The following is an 18,137-nucleotide window of genomic DNA, read 5'->3' on the forward strand; positions in this document are numbered from 1 at the left end:
CGCCCTCGCGTCTCAGAAAATCTAAATCTTCGCGTCGTGCGGCAATGGCGCCGTCGCCTTTTCCAGCCAGGCCAGCGTTTCGCCATCAAGCATCGGTCCGATCTCGGCCAGCACGCGGGCATGATAGGCGTCGAGCCAATGCAGCTCCTCGCGCGTCAGCAGGTCCGACTGCACCAGCCTGATGTCGATTGGCGCCAGCGTCAGCGTCTCGAAGCCGTGCATGGCGATGTCGCCGCCTTCGATCTGTTCGGCTGGCGTCACCAGGATCAGGTTCTCGATGCGGATGCCGTAGGAGCCTTCCTTGTAGTAGCCGGGCTCGTTGGACAGCATCATGCCTTCGAGCAGCTTTTCGGTGCCGGTGCGGGCGATGCGTTGCGGGCCTTCATGCACGGCAAGATAGGAGCCGACGCCGTGGCCGGTGCCATGGGCGAAGTCGCAGCCATGCTTCCACAGCGCCATGCGGGCGACGGCGTCGATTTCCGAGCCGCGCGTGCCGGCGGGAAAGCGCAGCGTGGAAATGCCGATCATGCCTTTCAGCACCAGTGTGAATCGCTCGCGCATCTCCTGCGTCGGCTGGCCGATCGGCACGGTGCGGGTGATGTCGGTGGTGCCATCCTGATACTGCGCGCCGGAATCGAGCAGGAACAGCTCGCCGGCCTGCAGCTTGCGGCTGGTGGCGCGCGACACGCGGTAATGCATGATGGCGCCGTTCGGGCCGGCGCCGGAAATGGTGTCGAAGGAGACGTCGCGCAGCGGCATCTGCGTTTCCTCGCCGGTCTGCCGGCGGCTCTCTTCCAGCCTGGTGACGACCGCGATCTCGTCGAGCGAGCCGGGTTTCTGGCGCTCCAGCCAGCACAAAAGCTTGGCCACCGCCGCACCGTCCCGACGATGCGCGGCGCGAGAGCCGTTGATTTCGGCCTGGTTCTTGGTGGCGCGCGGGATGCGGGCAGGATCTGGCGCGGCAATCACCGTGCCGCCATTGTCCTCGACCAGCATGCGCAGCCTGTCGGCCGCCAGCACCGGGTCGAGCGCGATCTTCGCGCCGCCCTTGGCTAGGGCTGCGATCGCGGCTTCGAATTCGCCGGGCTCGTGCAGATCGGCAAGCTGGGTGAGATAGGCCGCGACCTGGCGCGAGAATTTGCGCTTGTCCATGAACAGCTGGTGCGATCCGTCGGCGGCGAGGATGGCAAAGCCAAGCGCCAGCGGGGTGTGCGGCACGTCGCCGCCACGGATGTTGAAGGCCCAGGCGATGGAGGAGGGGTCGGTCAGCACCGCATGGGTGGCGCCGTCCTTGCCGATCGCTGCCGCCAGCCGCGCCAGCTTGTCCTTGGCGAGCTCGCCGGCAAAGCCGATCGGGTGCAACTCGACTGGAGCCACCGGCGCCTCCGGTTGATCCTTCCAGATGATGTCGATCGGATTCCTGTCGAGTGGCACCAGCACGGCGCCGGTCTTGTCGGCCGCGGCCTGCAGCGCCTTGACCTCGCTGAGCGTGTGCAGCCAGGGATCGAAGCCGAGCCGCGCGCCCTTGCCGATATTGTCCTTCAGCCAGACAGCGGGCGGGTTGTCGACCAGGCTTTCGATCGAAAAGATGTCGAGATCGACCTCGTTTCGCACCTGCAGCGTGTAGCGCCCGTCGACAAAGACGAAGGCGCGGTCGCGCAGCACGATGGCGACGCCGGCCGAACCGCTGAAGCCGGTCAGCCATTTCAGCCGTGCCGAACGATCGGCGACATATTCGCCCTGGTGTTCGTCGGCGCGAGGAACGATGAAGCCATCGAGGCCATTGGCGGCCAGCCATTGGCGCAGCAGTACCACGCGCGGCTTGCCGACAGCCGGGTCGCCAGCGGAATCGAAGGTCTGGAACATGATGGGCCTCCTGATATTGCCGCGACCGTAGCCTATGGGTGCGAAAATCGGAATCGATTTCCGGCCGGCGCAACCTGCTACAGCGCCGCTTGGCTGACAACCACATCGGGCTGGTCCAGCTGCGGCGCGAAGGCTCGCTCTGTCTCAGTGCTTGAGGTGGATCGTCACCCAGCCTTCGCGGTGCAGCGTGCGCACGTGCCGAAAATTCTGGCCGACATAGGCCGAGATGACGGCGTCGCGCTGGCGCTCGAGAATGCCTGACAGCACGATCGAGCCGCCAAGTGCGATGTGTCCAGCCATTTGCGGCGCCAGCCGCATCAGCGGCCGCGCCAATATGTTGGCGACGATGAGATCGAAGGGCGCGCGCTTGCCAAAGATCGGGTGGTGAAAGCCTGGCGCTGTCACTGTTTCGATCAGCGCCTTGACGTGGTTGAGCCGCGCATTGGCGGCGGCGACCCGCACCGCCACCGGATCGATGTCGGTAGCGAGCACCGGGATATGTGCGAGCTTGGCGACGGCGATGGCCAGCACGGCGCTGCCGGTGCCGAGGTCGAGCGCATTGCGCGGCTGCTCGCGCCGCACCACTTTCTCGAGCATTTCCAGGCAGCCTGATGTGGTGCCGTGATGGCCGGTGCCGAAGGCAAGGCCAGCCTCGATCTCGATGGCGAGTTCGCCGCTGTGGCGCTTCCTGCGGTCATGCGCGCCGTGGACGAAGAAGCGGCCGGCGCGCACCGGCTTCAACCCTTCCAGCGAGTGCACCACCCAGTCGATGTCGGGCAGCGCCTCGCGCTCGACCGGCTTCGCCAAAGCGAGGCCGGCCAGAATGTCCTTCATCCGCGCCTCGACAGCATCGACGTCGCCGTCGGTGTAAACCGAGACTTCGTGGATATCCTGGTCCTCATCGACCTCGATCACGGCGATCGGCAGGCCTTCATCCTCGAAGGCCGTTTCGAGCGCCTCGAAGACGAGCTCAGCCTCGGTCTTTCCGGTGGTGAAATGGAGCCGCGTCTGGGTCATGGCTTGTGTGTCAGCTCTTCGCCGCCAACCGCTTCAGTTTGGCGACCGCCGTATCCGCGCTTTCGCCATAGGCGATCGTGCCGGCAAAGTCGCCCTTGCCGTTGAGCAGCAGCACCGAGGCGGTGTGGTCCATCGTGTAGTCGCCGTCGCCGGTGTCGACCTTCTTCCAGTAGATGCCGAACGCCTTGGCCATGGCGTGAACCTTGTCCGGATCGCCCGTAATTCCGATGATGCGGTCGGAAAAATAGCTGACATAGGCGTTCATCACCTGCGGCGTGTCGCGCTCCGGGTCAACGGAGACGAAATAGGCGTGCAAGTTCTTGCCGTCGTCGCCGAGCGTCTTCAGCCATCCGGACAGTTCGAACAGCGTGGTCGGGCAGACTTCGGGGCAATGGGTGAAGCCGAAGAAGACGATGCTGGGCTGTCCCCTGAAGGCGGCTTCGGTGATCGGCGCGCCTTTCTGGTCGACCAGGGTAAAGGGAGCGCCGAACGGTTCGCCGCCATAATGGCCGCGATACCAGTCGAAGGTCAGCCAGCCGATGCCGGCCACCATCAGGACAAGAATGCCGACCAGGATTGAACGCATCATCAGAAAAGTCCGTCTGCAGAAATCATCGCGCCGCTCGATACCGCGCCGGTGCGACAGTCTTAGAGCCTGTTTGGAAATTTTTCTCTGGCGGCCATCTGATGGCGTTTTCTGCGCTTCCGGTGCTCACGGACCCAAATGTCCGCTCCGCTCCGGTTCTCGAAACCACCACCATATGACTCGCCAGAGCGAATTTCGAAACAGTCTCTTAGCGGTTTGGCCCTGCCCAGGCAAAGTGCCGCGTTGCCGCAACCGCGGCGGTGTTGACGCATATGCTTGCAAAGCCGCACAACGCCCCCCACCTGAGACCGGCAATTCGAACCGCAGGAGGCTCCCTTGCTGAAATTTATGGGTGGCGCGCTGGCCGCGTGTGTCGTGCTTGGCGCCGGTGGCGCCGTCGCCGAGGAAGTCGGCAAGGTTGGCGTCGACTGGGTCGGCAATGATATCATTGTCGAAGCGATCAAGGATCCGAAGGTGGATGGCGTGACCTGCCATGTCTCCTATTTCGACCGCAGCGTCATCGATCGCCTGCACAAGGGCAACTGGTTCGAGGATCCCTCCGATTCGTCGATCTCCTGCCGTCAGACCGGACCGATCACCATCGGCGACATCGACATGAGCGAGGGCGGCGAGGAAATGTTCAAGCAAGGCATCAGCCTGATCTGGAAGAAGCAGGTGGTGAACCGCATCTACGACAAGACCAACGAAACGCTGATCTATCTCTCGCATTCACGCCAGGTGCAGAACGGCTCGGCCAAAATGTCGGTCACGACCGTGCCGCTCTACGGCCAGAACGTGGTGTGGAGCAAGGGCAAGCCGAAATGAGCGGGCCAACTCTTTCCTGGAACTGAGCTGACGGACGATTAGTCCCGCTTGCGGGACCAATCCCTCGGAGGTAAAGCGCCTCATGGACCGTTCCGAAAACCTCGTCCTGAAAGATCCCGAGCCGCGCATCCATCCGACCGCGGAGCTGAAGGCGTGCAAGCTCGGCCGCTATGCCTCGATCGGCGAGAGGGTGGTGCTTCGCGAGGTGAGCGTTGGCGACTTCTCCTATTTCGAGCGCCATTCAGAGGCGATCTATACGAGCATCGGCAAATTCTGCTCGATCGCCGCCAACAGCCGCATCAACGCGCTGGAGCATCCGATCGAAAGGCTGACCCAGCACAAGGTCAGCTATCGGCCGAACGAGTATTTCCGCTGGCTGGGTGTCGATGCGGCGTTCCGCGCGCGGCGGCAGTCGAACGCCGTGACCATCGGCCATGACGTCTGGGTCGGCCACGGCGCGGTGATCATGCCTGGCATAACGATCGGCAATGGCGCGGTCGTCGGCGCCAACGCGGTGGTGACGCAGGATGTACCATCCTACACGATCGTCGCCGGCGTGCCGGCAAAGCCGCTCAGGCCTCGCTTTGCGCCTGACATCGCGGCGCGGATCGAAGCACTCGCCTGGTGGGACTGGTCGGTCGAGAAACTCGCCAGGGCGGTTCCCGACATCCAGGCGATGCCGATCGAGGCCTTCCTCGATCGCTGGGAAAACGACGCCGTTTAAGCCCGCATCCACACTCGTTGCACTCGCTTCCCGTCGTTCGAAGCGGCGCGCATTCCGTTGGGCGAGAGGCTCTGACGGTAACCAATTTTTTTAACGTAAAATATTAAAGTTAAAAATTGGAAAACGGATTGCAACGACCAAATTAAACACTCCATGGTTGCAAGATTTTTCGCGAAATGCACTAATCGACATAGGGGTAAGTCGTAAGAAGTCGAAGGAAACACTGCAAGCAACAATGGAGAGAAGTCATGAAGAAGTTCGCACTTGTACTCACGGCTGCTATGGTTTCTTTCTCGACTGTCGGCGCCTATGCCGGCGGCTGGGGAGGTGGTGGTAGCCTGATCAACGTGTCGCCGTCCATCGGCCTCGGCCAGGTGAACGCATTGAATGGCGTCCTGAATGGCAACAACATCCTGAGCGGCAATGTCGTTTCGGGCATTCTCGACGGCAACAAGACCAACGTCCTTACCGGCGTTCTCTCCGGTATCGGCGTCAACGTCCTGGGCGGGAACAGCTACAAGCTGGGCGGCCATCACTAAGCAGCAAAGTCAGGGGTAACCCCCTGTCGGGGGCAGGAGGGTCTCGCACACCCTCCTGCCTCGCTGGTTTGTTCCCGAGAAGAAAACAAGCCAGAAATCCGGTTTTGCGCGCGGAACGATGTCAGATCTTGGCGCGCACCGCGATGAATGCATCAACGGTGTGCTCGCGGTCGTCGATCACCGTCTTGATGGTGCGGGAAACGTCGACCCGAAACACGAAGCTCAGCGACTTGGTCGCGTCATATGTCGCCTCGGCATAAATGCCGTCTCGACGCTCCTGGTTCTCGTAGAGCAGATTGTCCTTGATCTCGTAGAAGATGCCGGATGCGACGCCGAGATTTTCGCGCACCTTCATACCGAGCTCCAGCTCCGCGCGCTGCAGCCACGAGGCCAGCGGGTCGTCGGTGTTGGACGTCTCGTAGCGGCCGAAGTAGGTTCCGCGCAATTCGAAGCCGAGCGGCAGCGGCTTGCCGAAAGTCACCTGCCAGGTCGGGCGCCAGCGCTGGTAGATGTCGTTGGCGCCGCGCAGGAACTCCGCACCCAGCGCCACGCCGAGCGTCGAGCCGTCAGCCGCTTTATAGGCGGCTTCGGCGCGCAGCGTATAGGCATTGAACGACAGGAACAGCGGCGGAAAGCCGATCTGTTCGACGCTGGCGAAAAGCGCCGATGCAGATGCGCCGAAGGCGAACTGGCCGACAGTCTGGGTGATCCTCGACGCGAGTTGGAAGAGGTTGCGGTTGGCATGCAGCTTTGCCGGCAGGATCAGGTCTTCCTGGAAATGCGTCGCGCCGAGCTTCTCGAAGCTGTCGGCGGCTTCCAGGATCAGCGATGTCGCATTGCCGAGATCGATGCCGAGCTGCGTCTGGGCGGCGAAGACCTGCTTGGCCTCGCGCGTTCCCAGCGTCAGCGGACCGATGTCCAGATTGTCGCCGGTGCTGGAGACGCGGTAGCTCAGCGTTCCCTTCAGTTCGAGACCCGGCGCCAGCCGGCGAAAGGCCTCGCCCGACACTCCCAGGGTGCGGTCGTCTTCGATTGAGGTCTTGTCGTAATGCGAGACCTGGAAGTCCGCGTTGACCTTCGCGTAGGCGTCGTTGTCGCCCCACTGCTTCTGCAGCGTGCCGCGCAGCTGCGTGTACCAGTCGGAGACATTGCGGTCGCTGTCCAGCGCGTTGTTGGTAAAGTGCCGTTCGAGACTGCCGGTGATCGTGGGATCGGTTGAGGGTGCCGCCGCCGGGTCGGTTGTCGGCTCGGCTGCCGGTACGGTTGTTGACTCCGCCCTGGCCGTCACCGCCGCGCAGGCCATCAGCAGGCCGAGAGCGGCGCTGGCGAGCAAGCTGCGGGAAAGTGGAGCGACCGTCTGTCCGTGTGCCGGTCGGCGCTTTCGGGGAACCATGCTCCGCGCACTCCGGACTGAAACCCCTTCCGCCATGCGGGGGTGGCGCAGCGGAAGGGGCTGGAGGTAAACCGCTGTGAAGCGGAAGGAACAGGCTCTCTTGCCTGCACGGTTACCGTGCCATTAAACCGATAAGGTGTGTTTTCTGTCAGATACGCGTCCTGCGTGTATTCAATTGTGCCTGTTGAATTTGTTGCCGGCGGGAACCTGGAATGGGTGCTGTTTGTTTCTCATCGCGGCAGCCATTGAGGATCTCGACAGATGGAAAAGGTTTTCACCAGGATCGCCAACTGGGTCGCCCATATAACCGGCCTGCCGCTGACATTTGCCGCCTGCTGTCTGATCGTCGTCGTCTGGGGGCTGAGCGGGCCGCTCTTCTCCTTCTCCGACACCTGGCAACTGGTGATCAACACCGGCACGACCATCATTACTTTCCTGATGGTGTTCCTCATCCAGAACACCCAGAACCGCGACGGCGCCGCGATCCAGGCCAAGCTCGATGAGCTGATCCGGGTCAGCGAGGGCCACAACCATTTCATCGGCATCGAGCACCTGACCGAATCCGAGGTCGAGGAAATCCGCGACAAGTGCGAGCGGGCGGCGAAGCGGCATGACCAGCGGCATGATGAGAAGATCGCCACGATGGCCGCGAAAAAGGCCGTGGCGCAGAAGCGTCCCTCAAAAAGAACGCGGCGTAAGCGCCTCAGATTGAATGAGGAATCAACCTCAGGGCCTTGCCTGTTCTTGTTTGAACATGACCTGATCCGAAAAACGTTCCTATCCTCAAGGCAGGCTCGAAGTTTTCGAGGTGATGCTCACTGTCCTATGAAGGCCGCGAAAGGTTCCTTGTAGTCCGGATGCCAGCGCGACAGAGCGGGACGGTTTTCGATGATGTCGCCGATCGCCCAGGCCATGCGTTTCTCGTCCAACGGCCGCGCCACATCATTGTCCGGGCACAGGATGTAGAAGTCGCCCCTGATCAGCGATTCCAGCATGAAATCAACGACCTGTTCGCCAGTCCAGGCGCCGGCGGGTTTCTCGGTCGCGCCTTCGGTGAGACCGGTATAGGTGAAGCCGGGGATGAGCAGATGTGCCGACAGGTGGGCGCCGGGCTCGTTGCGCAGTGCATGCGCCAGGCCCTCGGTGAATGTCTTAACCCCGGCCTTGGAGACATTGTAGGCAAGATTGCCGGGTGGCGTGGTGATGCCTTGCTTGGAACCGGTGTTGACGATCAGGCCCGGCTTCGCCGACGCCAGCATGCGTGGTGCGAAGGCTTCGACGCCATGCACGACACCCCAGAAATTGATGTTGAGCAGTCGCTTCCAGGCATCACGGTTTTCCCAGGGCTTGCCGGGATTGTCGCCGACGCCGGCGTTGTTCATCAAGAGCGAGACCTCGCCGAAGGCGCCGAATGCCCGATCGGCGAGACGATCGACCTCGTCGGCCTTCGACACATCCGATGCAACGGCAAGCACGGCGTCGTCGCCGGCAATGGCCGAGACGGCGCGGGAGGCATCGTCAAGGCGGGTGCCGCCAATGTCGGCGAGCACGATCTTCATGCCCATCAGCGCAAGCCGCTTGGCGGCCGCCAAACCAATGCCGCTGGCGGCGCCGGTGATGACGGCGGTGTTGCCCTTAACAAGCGCGGGCAGGGCGGTCTGAATTTCGGCGTCGGTGATCATGGGCTACGGGATCCTTTTCTCGATGGCGCCGAACTTAGCGCTGGAACGGGCTTGCGCAAGCCCGCGTCAGCACGCGTTCGGGTTGACCCATCGGGCCGCGACTGCGCATGTTGCCCCTGGCAAAAGAGATTTTTGCCGAGGCAAACGAGATTTTAGCCTGGGGCAAAAGGAGATTTTTGCCGAGGCAAATGGAGATTTTCGATTGACGGACTGGGTAGCAATTCTGAAGGAGCAGACCGCCACCGGCGACCAGATGGGGCGCGAGGTGCCGCAGATGCTGGCCAACCCCGATATCAGTGAAGCCCAGGTGAAGACGCTGTTCTCCGCGCTGGAAAAACAGGCCGAGTTCGTCGAGAAACTGCGCATGGCGCTTGAGAAGTTCGGCCATGATTTCCCGATCATCAAGACAGCCGAACGGCTGGAAGAACGCTACGCCGACCTTGCCGCTTCGGTGGCGGAAAAGCTGAAAGCGATACGCAATCAAAGCAATTCAGGAAAAGTGTGAAGCGGTTTTCCCGGGAAAGGCGCAAAGCGCTTTCCCTTGGGAATTGCACCGGACGAACAGCTATTTTTCGAGAACCCGCGAAAAGCGGGTGTCGGGGATCAGCCAGACCAGAGCGAGAGCCACATAGATACCGACACCAATCCAGCGATTTAGGAAGGTCAGCGCGATAGCAGCTATGTAGACGACGAGCGAAAGCCTGCCCTTGCGATCGTTGCCGATTGCCTTGGCAAAGGCGGTATCCTGTCCGTGCAGGCGATGCAGGGCGATCACCAGGATGCCGTAAGCGGTCGCGCACATTGCCAGGTCAAAACCGTAGACCGCCACGGGAACCGTGGCGAAATGGTTCTCGCCCATGAAAGCGGTCGTCACTGGCATCAAGGATAGCCAGAACAGCATATGCAGGTTCGCCCAAAGGACGCGGCCGTCAACCCGTTGCACCGTGTGGAACATGTTGTGCAGGTTGTTCCAGTAGATGCCGACATTGATGAATGAAAGTACGTAGCAGAGGAAGATCGGCCACTGCGGCAGCAGCGCCGAAAAGTCCTCGCCCTCCGGCACCTTCAGGTCCAGCACCATGATGGTGATGATGATGGCCGCCACGCCGTCGGTAAATGCCTCGACCCTGCCTTTGCCCATGGAGCCCCCTGCCGTTAGGCTGCCAGTCTAGATGAGCTGAATGGCATCGGGAAAGGCCTCGAGGTTGGTTCTCAGCCGTTCGGCGTTTGCGGCGCCATGTTGGCGCGCCCACGCGGCACGCCAAGCCCGGTGTCAGGTGGCTCGCCGGCGGCCGGCCTGTCCTCTATCATGTGCATGGTGCGCCAGTGGCCGAAGCGGAAATAGGCCGCGGCCAGCACAAGCGAGGTGATCGAACCGGCCGGAAAACTCCACCACAGCGCCTCGACGCCCAATACGCCGCGCATGAAATAGGCAAAGCCGGTGCGCACGACCAGCACCGAGATCACCAGGATGATCAGCGGCGGCATCACTGCCCCGGTGGCACGCACGGTGGCAAACAGCACGATGGTGATGCCGAACAGTATGAACGACCACGATGCCACGCTGTTGATGTGGGCCGCGATGTTGATTGCCGCGCTGTCGCTGCTCAGGAACAGGCTGAGGATCGAGCGGTCGAAGAGCCACAGCAGCGCGACCAGGGCGCCCGTCAGGACAAGGTTGAAGCCGACGCCGGAAGCTGCGATGCGGCCGATCCGGTCCCAGCGCTTGGCCCCGACATTCTGCGCCGCCATCGACGACACCGCCGCGCCAATGGCGAGTGCCGGCATCTGGATGTAGGTCCACAATTGCGCGGCAATGCCGTAGGCCGCCGCGACCTGGGAGCCGTAGGCGTTCACGATGCCCATCACTGTCAGGGCCGCCGCCGAAATGACGATCATCTGCAGGCCCATCGGCACGCCCTTGAAGACGATGATGCGCAGCAATGCCGGATCGGGACGCAGCAATGCGAGGTTGGCGCCGGCCAGCCGCAGCGGATGTTTGCTGACATAGAGCACGATCAGGATGGCGATGACGCTTACTGTCTGGCCGATCAGCGTCGAGGTGGCCGATCCGGCGATGCCGAGTTCCGGGAAGGGCCCGATGCCGCGGATGAGCAGGGGGTTGAGGACGATGTCGAGGACGACCGCAAGCGCCATGAAGATGAAGGGCGTGCGTGAATCGCCGGCACCGCGCAGAACGGTCATGACGAAGGACAGAAGGTTCATCATCGGCACGGCGATGAAGATGATGCGCAGATAGGAACGCGCCAGCGGCAAGGCATCGGCCGGAGTGCCGAGCGTGTTCAGGATCGCGTCGACCCAGATCCACCCACAGACGGCGAAAATGATCGAGACCAGGAAGAAGAAGGTGGCGCTGGTGCCGACGATGCGGCGCGCCTCGGGCAGGTCGCGGGCGCCGACCGATTGCGCCACCAGGATGGTGGCCGCCATGCCGATGCCGAACACGGTGCCGAGGATCAGGAACAGCACCAGATTGGCGTTGGAGGTGGCGGTCAGCGCCGATTCGCCGAGGAAGCGGCCGACCCAGACGGCGTTGATCGACCCATTGAGCGACTGCAGCACGTTGGAGCCGAGCACCGGCAAGGCAAACAGGAGAAGCGTGCGCGGGATTGGGCCGCTGGTCAGGTCGGCGGTGCGCCGGCGCGCCGGCATTTTTTCAGTCATTACAGGCAACTCGGCAAAAGTGATTTGGATCCGGTTCGCCATCATCGCCTATTCAGCGGGACAGGTCGATGCGGCGAGGTGAAGATCACCAAGGCCTTGCGGCCTGTATTGATCCAGCCATGTTCTCAAAGCGTCCGGAATGGGATATTGATCGTCCGCTTGGGGCCGCATTCCGTACCAGATATGACAAATAGACCGGGGGGTTCATGTCCGATATTCCGTTGTTTTCCGAGCGCCTGAACCGGCGCGTGTTTCTGGGCGCATCCGCTTTGGGTGCGGCCGCACTGGCTGTTTCGGGGTGCACCACGACCGACGTGACGCCAGCGCCGCCAGTGGCTGCGGCGCCGCCCGAGCCGGCGCTCGGCGATACCGCAACAATGTATACCGCGCGCACCGACGAGGGCTTTCAGCTGCCGGCCATTCCGGTCGCCAAGCTCGATCCGAAGTACGTACGCCAGATCGTGGCCGACCCGACCGGTGAAAAACCAGGCACCATCGTCGTCGATGTCTCCGAGCACTTCCTCTATCTGGTGCGCGATGGCGGCAAGGCCATCCGTTACGGCGTCAGCCTGGGCAAGGCCGGCTTCGGATGGACCGGCAGCGCCGTGATCCAGGCGCGGAAGAAGTGGCCGGTGTGGACGCCGCCGCCGGAAATGATCAAGCGCCGGCCGGAGCTGGCGAAATTCAAGGACGGCATGCCGCCCGGCCCGCAGAGCCCGCTCGGTGCCCGCGCGCTCTATCTGTTCCGCGACGGCAAGGACACGATGTACCGGCTGCACGGCACGCCAGAGTGGGATTCCATCGGCAAGAACGCCTCGTCGGGCTGTGTGCGCTTCATGAACCAGGACATCATCGACCTCTACAGCCGCGTCAACGGCCCCGCGCCAGTCTTCGTGCGGCCCAATTTGTCGGCTGCCGGCAAGATCATGGCCGTGTCGAGCAGGACGGCGGAGCCGATCGATGCCGGCGTGCCAAAGGACGCGGAGTTCTTGAAGTAGGCTTTCACGATCGGGGATAACTCAGGCGGACGCGCGATGCGCGCCCGCCCTTTGATGATCATTACTTCTTGGCGAGGCCGGGAAGCGTGACCTGATAGACCAGGAACATGGTGTCGACATTGGCGCCGTCATCGGCCTTGTAAGGGGCGCCGACCTGGAAACCGTCCTGGGCAAGGAAGTCGTTGTCATTGGCGACGAACAGGAAATAGTCGTCGGGCAGCTTCGGATCGAGCACGCTGGCCAGCGACATCGCTTCCCACTTCTCCGAGAGATTGTTGTGGTCGTTCGGCGCGCCATTGTGCAGGCCGAAACGGTTGAGCTGCGCATTGTCGTTGATGTCGATGAACGGCGTCAGCTTGGCCGGCGTCACCGACGGATCGAGCACGCCCTTGGCAGCGACCGGCTTGTCGGCGGTATCGAATGCGCCGCCGGCAATGTCGGTCGCGGCCGAAACGTCGACGACGAAGATCTGGCGCAGCAGCGAGGTGTCGCCCTTCAGGCCCTGGCCGTTGCCGCTGTCGCGCGCCAGCATCAGGAACGACGTCTCCGACAGCGCCACGATCTCGCTTTGCGCGGCGATCTTGGTCTTGCCCTTGGCATCCTTGAACACCGGCAGCGGCACGACATATTCATGCGCGAGCTTGAGATGGGCGAGGTCGGAGGCGTCATAGACCAGAGCCCGTGTGTTCTGCCGCGTCGAACCGGAATCGCCGCCATCCTGCCTTGTCGCCGACTGCAGCACGGCGATCAGGAACTTGCCGTCCGGCGTCATCGCCATGCCTTCCAGGCCCTGGTTGTTCTGGCGGCCGGTATCGGGATCCTTCGGATCGGGCTCGGCGGCACCCGGGCCAGGGTTGTCCGACGAGAAGTTCGGCTTGCCCTTGCGCATCGGCACCAAGGCCGCCGGCGGCTGGGTCGCCGACAGCAGGCGGCCCTCGGCGGAGAAGTGATAGATGTTGGGGCCATATTCGTCGGAGATGAACATCGAGGCGTCGGGCAGGCGCACGATCGCTTCATTGTCGAGGGCGAGCTTGCCGTTGGTGGCGACCGGCAGCATCGGCATGTCGCCGGCGGCTGGACGCACATCCGACAGCGGATCGAGGCCGGTCGTATCGGCGCCCTTGTCGTCGGTAAGCAGCAAGGTATCGGCAAGCGTCGCCTTGACGCCGGTTTGCTCCTGGCCGGCGGCGCCTGGTGCCGCCGGGGTGAACTCGATGCCTATCGTGTTGACGCGCGCCCGGTAGTCGGTGGTGCCGGCGACATTGTAGCCGCGATCCGGCAGCAGCCAGAGCGACCCCTTGTAGGTGCCGGCATCATGCGTCCAGCCGGATGTGTCGATCGCCATGCCGGAGCCCGAGCCGAAGGTCTCGCCGAACTTGTCGCGCTGCGCGGCCGGGATGCGGCCGACGCCGACCAAACCCTTGTTGACGGGGGCGGTGCTGTCGGCGAGCGCGGGTGTCAAGGCGGTGAACAAGGCGAGTGCGACGCCGAGCGAGGCGGTTCGGTACAGGTGTTTCATGGGCAATCCTCTTCCTGACAAAGCGGGCCGGAACGGCCGAAGGATGAAAAACTGAAAGAGGCGTCACATCGATGATGCCGCGCGCCACCCCCCCAAAAAGCGGTCTAAGGCGAGAACATGATGCTTGCGTGACAGTGCGTGGTACATCGCCTCGGGCTTCTTCGCGCGCCGGCAAAAACGTGTGCCCGCACGAAGAACTGATCATCCCGCCGCGTATCGGTACGGCCAGGCGGGGTGTATTTGAACACCACTAGACACTTATGTCCAGTGCGTATATGGTCCGGCTTCTGACAGACCGGGGAGGGAAGCCTTGAAGTCGCACTACCGCGCAGTGGTTATCGGGGGTGGGGTGGTCGGCGCCTCGGTGCTCTACCACTTGACGCGGTTCGGCTGGTCCGATGTGGCGCTGATCGAGCGCGCCGAACTGACCGCCGGTTCGACCTGGCATGCGGCGGCTGGCTTCCATGCGCTCAACGCCGATCCCAATGTCGCGGCGCTGCAGGATTACACCATCAACCTCTACCGCGAGATCGAGGCCGAATCCGGCCAGAACATCGGCCTGCACATGACTGGTGGCGTCAACATCGCCAGCGATCCCGCGCGCTGGGAGTGGCTGAAATCTGCCTGGGCGGTGTTCCAGTCAGTCGGCATCGAGACCGCCCGGCTGGTGACATCAGACGAGATCAAGGAAATCTGCCCAATCGTCGACGTTACTGGCGTGCTCGGTGGCCTGCATGATTCCAACGAAGGCCATCTCGACCCCTACGGCACCACGCACGCCTATGCCGGTGCTGCAAAAAAGCGCGGCGCCGAGATCATCCTGCGCAATCGCGTGGTCGAGCTGAAGGCGCGCGCGGACGGCCATTGGGACGTCGTCACCGAACAGGGCGCCATCGTCGCCGAGCATGTCGTCAACGCCGGCGGGTTGTGGGCAAAGCAGCTCGGCCGCATGGCTGGCATCGACCTGCCGGTGACGCCGATGGAGCACCATTATTTCATCACCGAGGACATTCCGGAGATCGCGGCACTCGACCGGGAGATCGGCATCGCCGTCGATCTCGACGGCTTTTCGTACCTGCGGCAAGAGCGCAAGGGGGTGCTGCTCGGCGTCTACGAGCAGAACCCGAAGCACTGGAACATGGACGGCGCGCCATGGGATTATGGCATCGAGCTGATCCCGGAAGACATCGACCGCATCAGCCCGGAACTCGCCAAGGCACATGAGCGCTTTCCCTGCCTGGCGACGGCCGGCATCCGCAAATGGGTCAACGGCGCCTTCACCTTTACCCCTGACGGCAACCCGATCGTCGGGCCGGTGCGCGGCTTGAAAAACTACTGGGTTGCCTGCGGCGTCATGGCCGGTTTCAGCCAGGGCGGCGGCGTTGGAAAATCGCTGGCCGAATGGATGATTTTTGGCGAGCCACAGGCCGACATTTTCGGCATGGATATTGCCCGCTACGGCGCCTTCGCCGCCAACCGTGAATATCTCAAGCAGACGACGCGGCAATTCTATTCGCGCCGTTTCGTCATGACCTTCCCCAATGAGCGGCTGCCCGCGGGCAGGCCCTTGAAACGCCCCGGCGCCTATGACGGCATGACTGCCGCGGGCTGCGAATGGACGGCGTCGTGGGGGCTGGAAATCCCGGCCTATTTCGCGCCGATGGGATTTCGCGAGAACACCACGCTCAAGCGTTCCAACGCCTTCGATATCGTCGGCGATGAGGCGTTGCAGGTTCGGCGCGCTGCTGGTCTTGTCGATATCTCGGCCTATTCACGCTACGCGGTGTCGGGGCCAGGCGCCGAGGCATGGCTCGACCGCCTGCTTGCCTGCAAGCTGCCGAAAGCCGGACAGGCGCGGCTGGCGCCGATGCTCGGGCCAGACGGACGGCTGAAGGGCGACCTCACCGTGATCAACTGGGGCAGCAGTGACACTTGGCTGATGGGCTCCTACTATCTCCGGGAATTCCACATGCGCTGGTTCGAGAGCCAGGCGGCGGAAGGTGTTGCCGTCACTGACATTTCCGACGCGATGAGCGGCTTCCTGCTGACCGGGCCGAATGCGCGGAAAATCCTCGAGCGCACGACACATCAGGACGTATCCGCCACGGCACTGCCGTTCATGGCCTGCGGCGCGTTCGACATCGGCATGGTGCGTGCCCGCGTTGCCCGCCTCTCCATCGCAGGTGAACTCGGCTTCGAGATCAGTTGCCCGGCGACCATGCATGCCACGCTGCGCGACACGTTGCTTGCCGCCGGTGAGGATCTTGGCCTGGCCGAGATCGGCTACTACGCGCTCAATGCGCTCAGGCTGGAGAAAAGCTTCGGCATCTGGTCGCGCGAATTCACGCAGGGCTACACGCCAGGCCAGACCGGCCTCGACCGCTTCATCGCCTTCGACAAGGGCGACTTCGTCGGCCGCGAGGCGGCGCTGAAGGAGCGCGAAGCCGGTGCCGCGCAGCGGATCGTGACACTGGAGATCGACGCCGTCGACGCCGACGCCAGCGGCTTCGAACCGGTCTGGCATGAGGACCGGCGCGTCGGCTTCGTCACCTCCGGTGGATTTGGCTACACGATCGGCAAGAGCGTCGCGCTGGCGTTGGTGGACGACGATTTTGCCGAGGAGGGGGCCGCGCTTTCGGTGCACATTGTCGGCGTCGAGCGGCCGGCACGGGTTATCGCTGTCTCGCCCTACGATCCCTCGGGCAAGGCGATGCGGCAATGAAGAGGATTTTCGATGGTCGATGACGCAGCACGGGACAGCAGGCGCGAACGCCGGCGTGGACGGACAGGCGATGCCGGCAGCGAGAGCAGCCGCCGGCCCAATTACCGGTCGCTGAAGAACCCGTTCCTGCCGCAGCCGATCTTTTCCGACGATCGGGTCGCCGCGATCCACGACACGGCGCTGCGCGTGCTGGAGGAACTCGGCATCAAGGTGCTGCTGCCGCAAGCGCGAGACTATTTCGCCCGCGCCGGCGCGCTGGTCGATCCGGACACCGACATGGTGCGCATCGGCCGCGACATGGTGGCGGCGGCACTCGCCTCGGCGCCGAAGTCGATCCAAGCGCAAGCCGGTGACCGTTCCCGCGACCTGACATTGGAACTCGGGTCGATGACCTTCCTGGCCGGATGCGGCGCGCCGAACGTCACCGATCTCGAGCGCGGCCGCAGGCCTGGCACGCTGGCGGATTTCGAGGACCTGATGCGGCTGGTGCAGCATTTCGACGTGCTGCACATGCTTGGCCCCTGCATCGAGCCGCAGGATGTCGACAACCGCTTTCGCCACTATGCCGTCAACCGCGCGCAACTGACGCTGTCCGACAAATTCCCCTTCGTCTTCGCGCGCGGCACGCCGCAGGTCGAGGACGGTTTTGAGATGATCCGGCTGGCGCGCGGACTGTCGCAGGACGAGTTCAGCGCCGGCGCGCATTGCTACACCGTCATCAACACCAACTCGCCGCGCCAGCTCGACATTCCGATGGCGCAAGGCATCATCGATTTCGCCAGGGCCGGGCAGGTCTCCGTCATCACGCCGTTCTGCCTGGCGGGCGCTATGGCGCCGATCACGGTGGCCGGCGCGCTGGCGCTGCAGCATGCCGAGGCGCTGGCGGGCCTGACGCTGGCGCAGATCGTGCGGCCCGGCGCGCCGATCGTCTACGGTTCCTTCTCCTCCAATGTCGACATGAAGTCGGGCGCGCCGGCCTTCGGCACGCCGGAGCATGTCAAGGCGACGCTGGGCGCCGGCCAGCTCGCGCGCTTCACCGGGCTGCCCTGGCGGTCGGGCGGCGGCAGTGCGGCCAACATCTCGGACGCGCAGGCTGCACACGAAACGCAGTTCGCGCTGTGGGGCTCGGTATTGGCTGGGGCCACGATGTGCATCCATGCCGCCGGCTGGCTGGAAGGGGGCTTGAGCGTCTCCTTCGAAAAGCTGATCACCGATATCGAGGCGCTGCAGACGGTCGCGGAACTCTGTGCCGCGACGCCCGGCGACGACGATTCCATCGGCTTCGATGCGATCGCCGAAGTGCAGCCGGGTGGTCATTTCTTCTCGGCCGGCCACACCATGTCGCGCTACCGCACCGCTTTCTACGAACCGCTGGTGGCCGACTGGTCGAATTTCGGCAACTGGACGCAAAGCGGCTCGAAGACGGCGAGTGAGCGCGCCACCGGTGTCTGGCGGCGCGCCGTTGCCGATTTCGAGCCACCCGCCTCGGCTGCCGCGACATCAGGCGTGCTCGACGAATTCATTGCGAAGCGTACCGAAGAGGGCGGCGCGCTGCCGGTGTCGTGAGCGGCAGCCGCAGCA

General features: G+C 63.3%; 15 protein-coding genes and 1 pseudogene. 8 read left to right on the forward strand and 8 right to left on the reverse strand.

Annotated features, from left to right (window positions below):
* Window positions 1-21: 21 nt before the first annotated feature.
* From ACZYHG_RS18980 to ACZYHG_RS18990, 3 genes are all read right to left on the reverse strand, one after another.
* Entirely contained in the window at window positions 22-1,866 is a 1,845-nt protein-coding gene (locus tag ACZYHG_RS18980; protein WP_464609868.1) for an aminopeptidase P family protein, read from the reverse strand.
* Window positions 1,867-2,010: 144 nt separating this feature from the next.
* Window positions 2,011-2,883 (reverse strand): 50S ribosomal protein L11 methyltransferase, encoded by an 873-nt coding sequence (locus ACZYHG_RS18985; protein WP_464609869.1) that lies wholly within the window; start codon window positions 2,881-2,883, stop codon window positions 2,011-2,013.
* Between the two features lie 10 nt (window positions 2,884-2,893).
* The gene (locus tag ACZYHG_RS18990) at window positions 2,894-3,472 is read right to left on the reverse strand and encodes an SCO family protein (RefSeq protein ID WP_464609870.1); all 579 of its coding nucleotides are present in this window, start codon (window positions 3,470-3,472) and stop codon (window positions 2,894-2,896) included.
* 345 nt (window positions 3,473-3,817) lie between these two features.
* On the opposite strand from ACZYHG_RS18990, the gene ACZYHG_RS18995 reads away from it, so the two are divergent.
* From ACZYHG_RS18995 to ACZYHG_RS19005, 3 genes are all read left to right on the forward strand, one after another.
* Window positions 3,818-4,294: a CreA family protein gene (locus ACZYHG_RS18995; protein WP_464614733.1), complete on the forward strand. Its 477-nt coding sequence runs from the start codon at window positions 3,818-3,820 to the stop codon at window positions 4,292-4,294.
* Between the two features lie 82 nt (window positions 4,295-4,376).
* Window positions 4,377-5,018, forward strand: coding sequence for a transferase hexapeptide repeat family protein (locus ACZYHG_RS19000; RefSeq protein ID WP_464609871.1), 642 nt, complete (start codon window positions 4,377-4,379; stop codon window positions 5,016-5,018).
* A 248-nt stretch (window positions 5,019-5,266) separates the two neighbouring features.
* The gene (locus ACZYHG_RS19005; RefSeq protein ID WP_027057962.1) at window positions 5,267-5,557 is read left to right on the forward strand and encodes a hypothetical protein; all 291 of its coding nucleotides are present in this window, start codon (window positions 5,267-5,269) and stop codon (window positions 5,555-5,557) included.
* 121 nt (window positions 5,558-5,678) lie between these two features.
* Here ACZYHG_RS19005 and ACZYHG_RS19010 read toward each other — a convergent pair whose 3' ends face one another.
* Complete coding sequence (locus tag ACZYHG_RS19010; RefSeq protein WP_464609872.1) at window positions 5,679-6,950, reverse strand: hypothetical protein; 1,272 nt, start codon at window positions 6,948-6,950, stop codon at window positions 5,679-5,681.
* 261 nt (window positions 6,951-7,211) lie between these two features.
* On the opposite strand from ACZYHG_RS19010, the pseudogene ACZYHG_RS19015 reads away from it, so the two are divergent.
* A pseudogene (locus tag ACZYHG_RS19015) lies at window positions 7,212-7,637 on the forward strand (low affinity iron permease family protein); the annotation flags it as partial.
* Between the two features lie 128 nt (window positions 7,638-7,765).
* On the opposite strand, the gene ACZYHG_RS19020 reads toward ACZYHG_RS19015, so the two are convergent.
* Entirely contained in the window at window positions 7,766-8,632 is an 867-nt protein-coding gene (locus ACZYHG_RS19020) for an SDR family NAD(P)-dependent oxidoreductase (protein ID WP_464609873.1), read from the reverse strand.
* Window positions 8,633-8,834: 202 nt separating this feature from the next.
* Here ACZYHG_RS19020 and ACZYHG_RS19025 point away from each other — a divergent pair, with 202 nt between their 5' ends.
* Complete coding sequence (locus ACZYHG_RS19025) at window positions 8,835-9,137, forward strand: hypothetical protein (protein WP_464614734.1); 303 nt, start codon at window positions 8,835-8,837, stop codon at window positions 9,135-9,137.
* 60 nt (window positions 9,138-9,197) lie between these two features.
* Here ACZYHG_RS19025 and ACZYHG_RS19030 read toward each other — a convergent pair whose 3' ends face one another.
* Window positions 9,198-9,773 carry a TMEM175 family protein gene (locus tag ACZYHG_RS19030; RefSeq protein ID WP_464609874.1) on the reverse strand — a complete coding sequence of 192 codons (576 nt, stop codon included), beginning with the start codon at window positions 9,771-9,773 and terminating at the stop codon, window positions 9,198-9,200.
* 71 nt (window positions 9,774-9,844) lie between these two features.
* The gene (locus ACZYHG_RS19035; protein ID WP_464609875.1) at window positions 9,845-11,317 is read right to left on the reverse strand and encodes an MATE family efflux transporter; all 1,473 of its coding nucleotides are present in this window, start codon (window positions 11,315-11,317) and stop codon (window positions 9,845-9,847) included.
* 206 nt (window positions 11,318-11,523) lie between these two features.
* Here ACZYHG_RS19035 and ACZYHG_RS19040 point away from each other — a divergent pair, with 206 nt between their 5' ends.
* Window positions 11,524-12,315, forward strand: a complete 792-nt coding sequence (locus ACZYHG_RS19040; RefSeq protein ID WP_464609876.1) for a L,D-transpeptidase — start codon at window positions 11,524-11,526, stop codon at window positions 12,313-12,315.
* A gap of 61 nt (window positions 12,316-12,376) precedes the next feature.
* Here the strand turns inward: ACZYHG_RS19040 and ACZYHG_RS19045 are convergent, their stop codons facing one another.
* Window positions 12,377-13,834 carry an esterase-like activity of phytase family protein gene (locus ACZYHG_RS19045; RefSeq protein ID WP_464609877.1) on the reverse strand — a complete coding sequence of 486 codons (1,458 nt, stop codon included), beginning with the start codon at window positions 13,832-13,834 and terminating at the stop codon, window positions 12,377-12,379.
* A gap of 310 nt (window positions 13,835-14,144) precedes the next feature.
* Here ACZYHG_RS19045 and ACZYHG_RS19050 point away from each other — a divergent pair, with 310 nt between their 5' ends.
* Window positions 14,145-16,556 (forward strand): GcvT family protein, encoded by a 2,412-nt coding sequence (locus tag ACZYHG_RS19050; protein WP_464609878.1) that lies wholly within the window; start codon window positions 14,145-14,147, stop codon window positions 16,554-16,556.
* Between the two features lie 12 nt (window positions 16,557-16,568).
* The gene (locus tag ACZYHG_RS19055) at window positions 16,569-18,122 is read left to right on the forward strand and encodes a trimethylamine methyltransferase family protein (protein ID WP_464609879.1); all 1,554 of its coding nucleotides are present in this window, start codon (window positions 16,569-16,571) and stop codon (window positions 18,120-18,122) included.
* The last annotated feature ends 15 nt before the right edge of the window (window positions 18,123-18,137 follow it).

Source organism: Mesorhizobium subarcticum, from assembly GCF_055456085.1.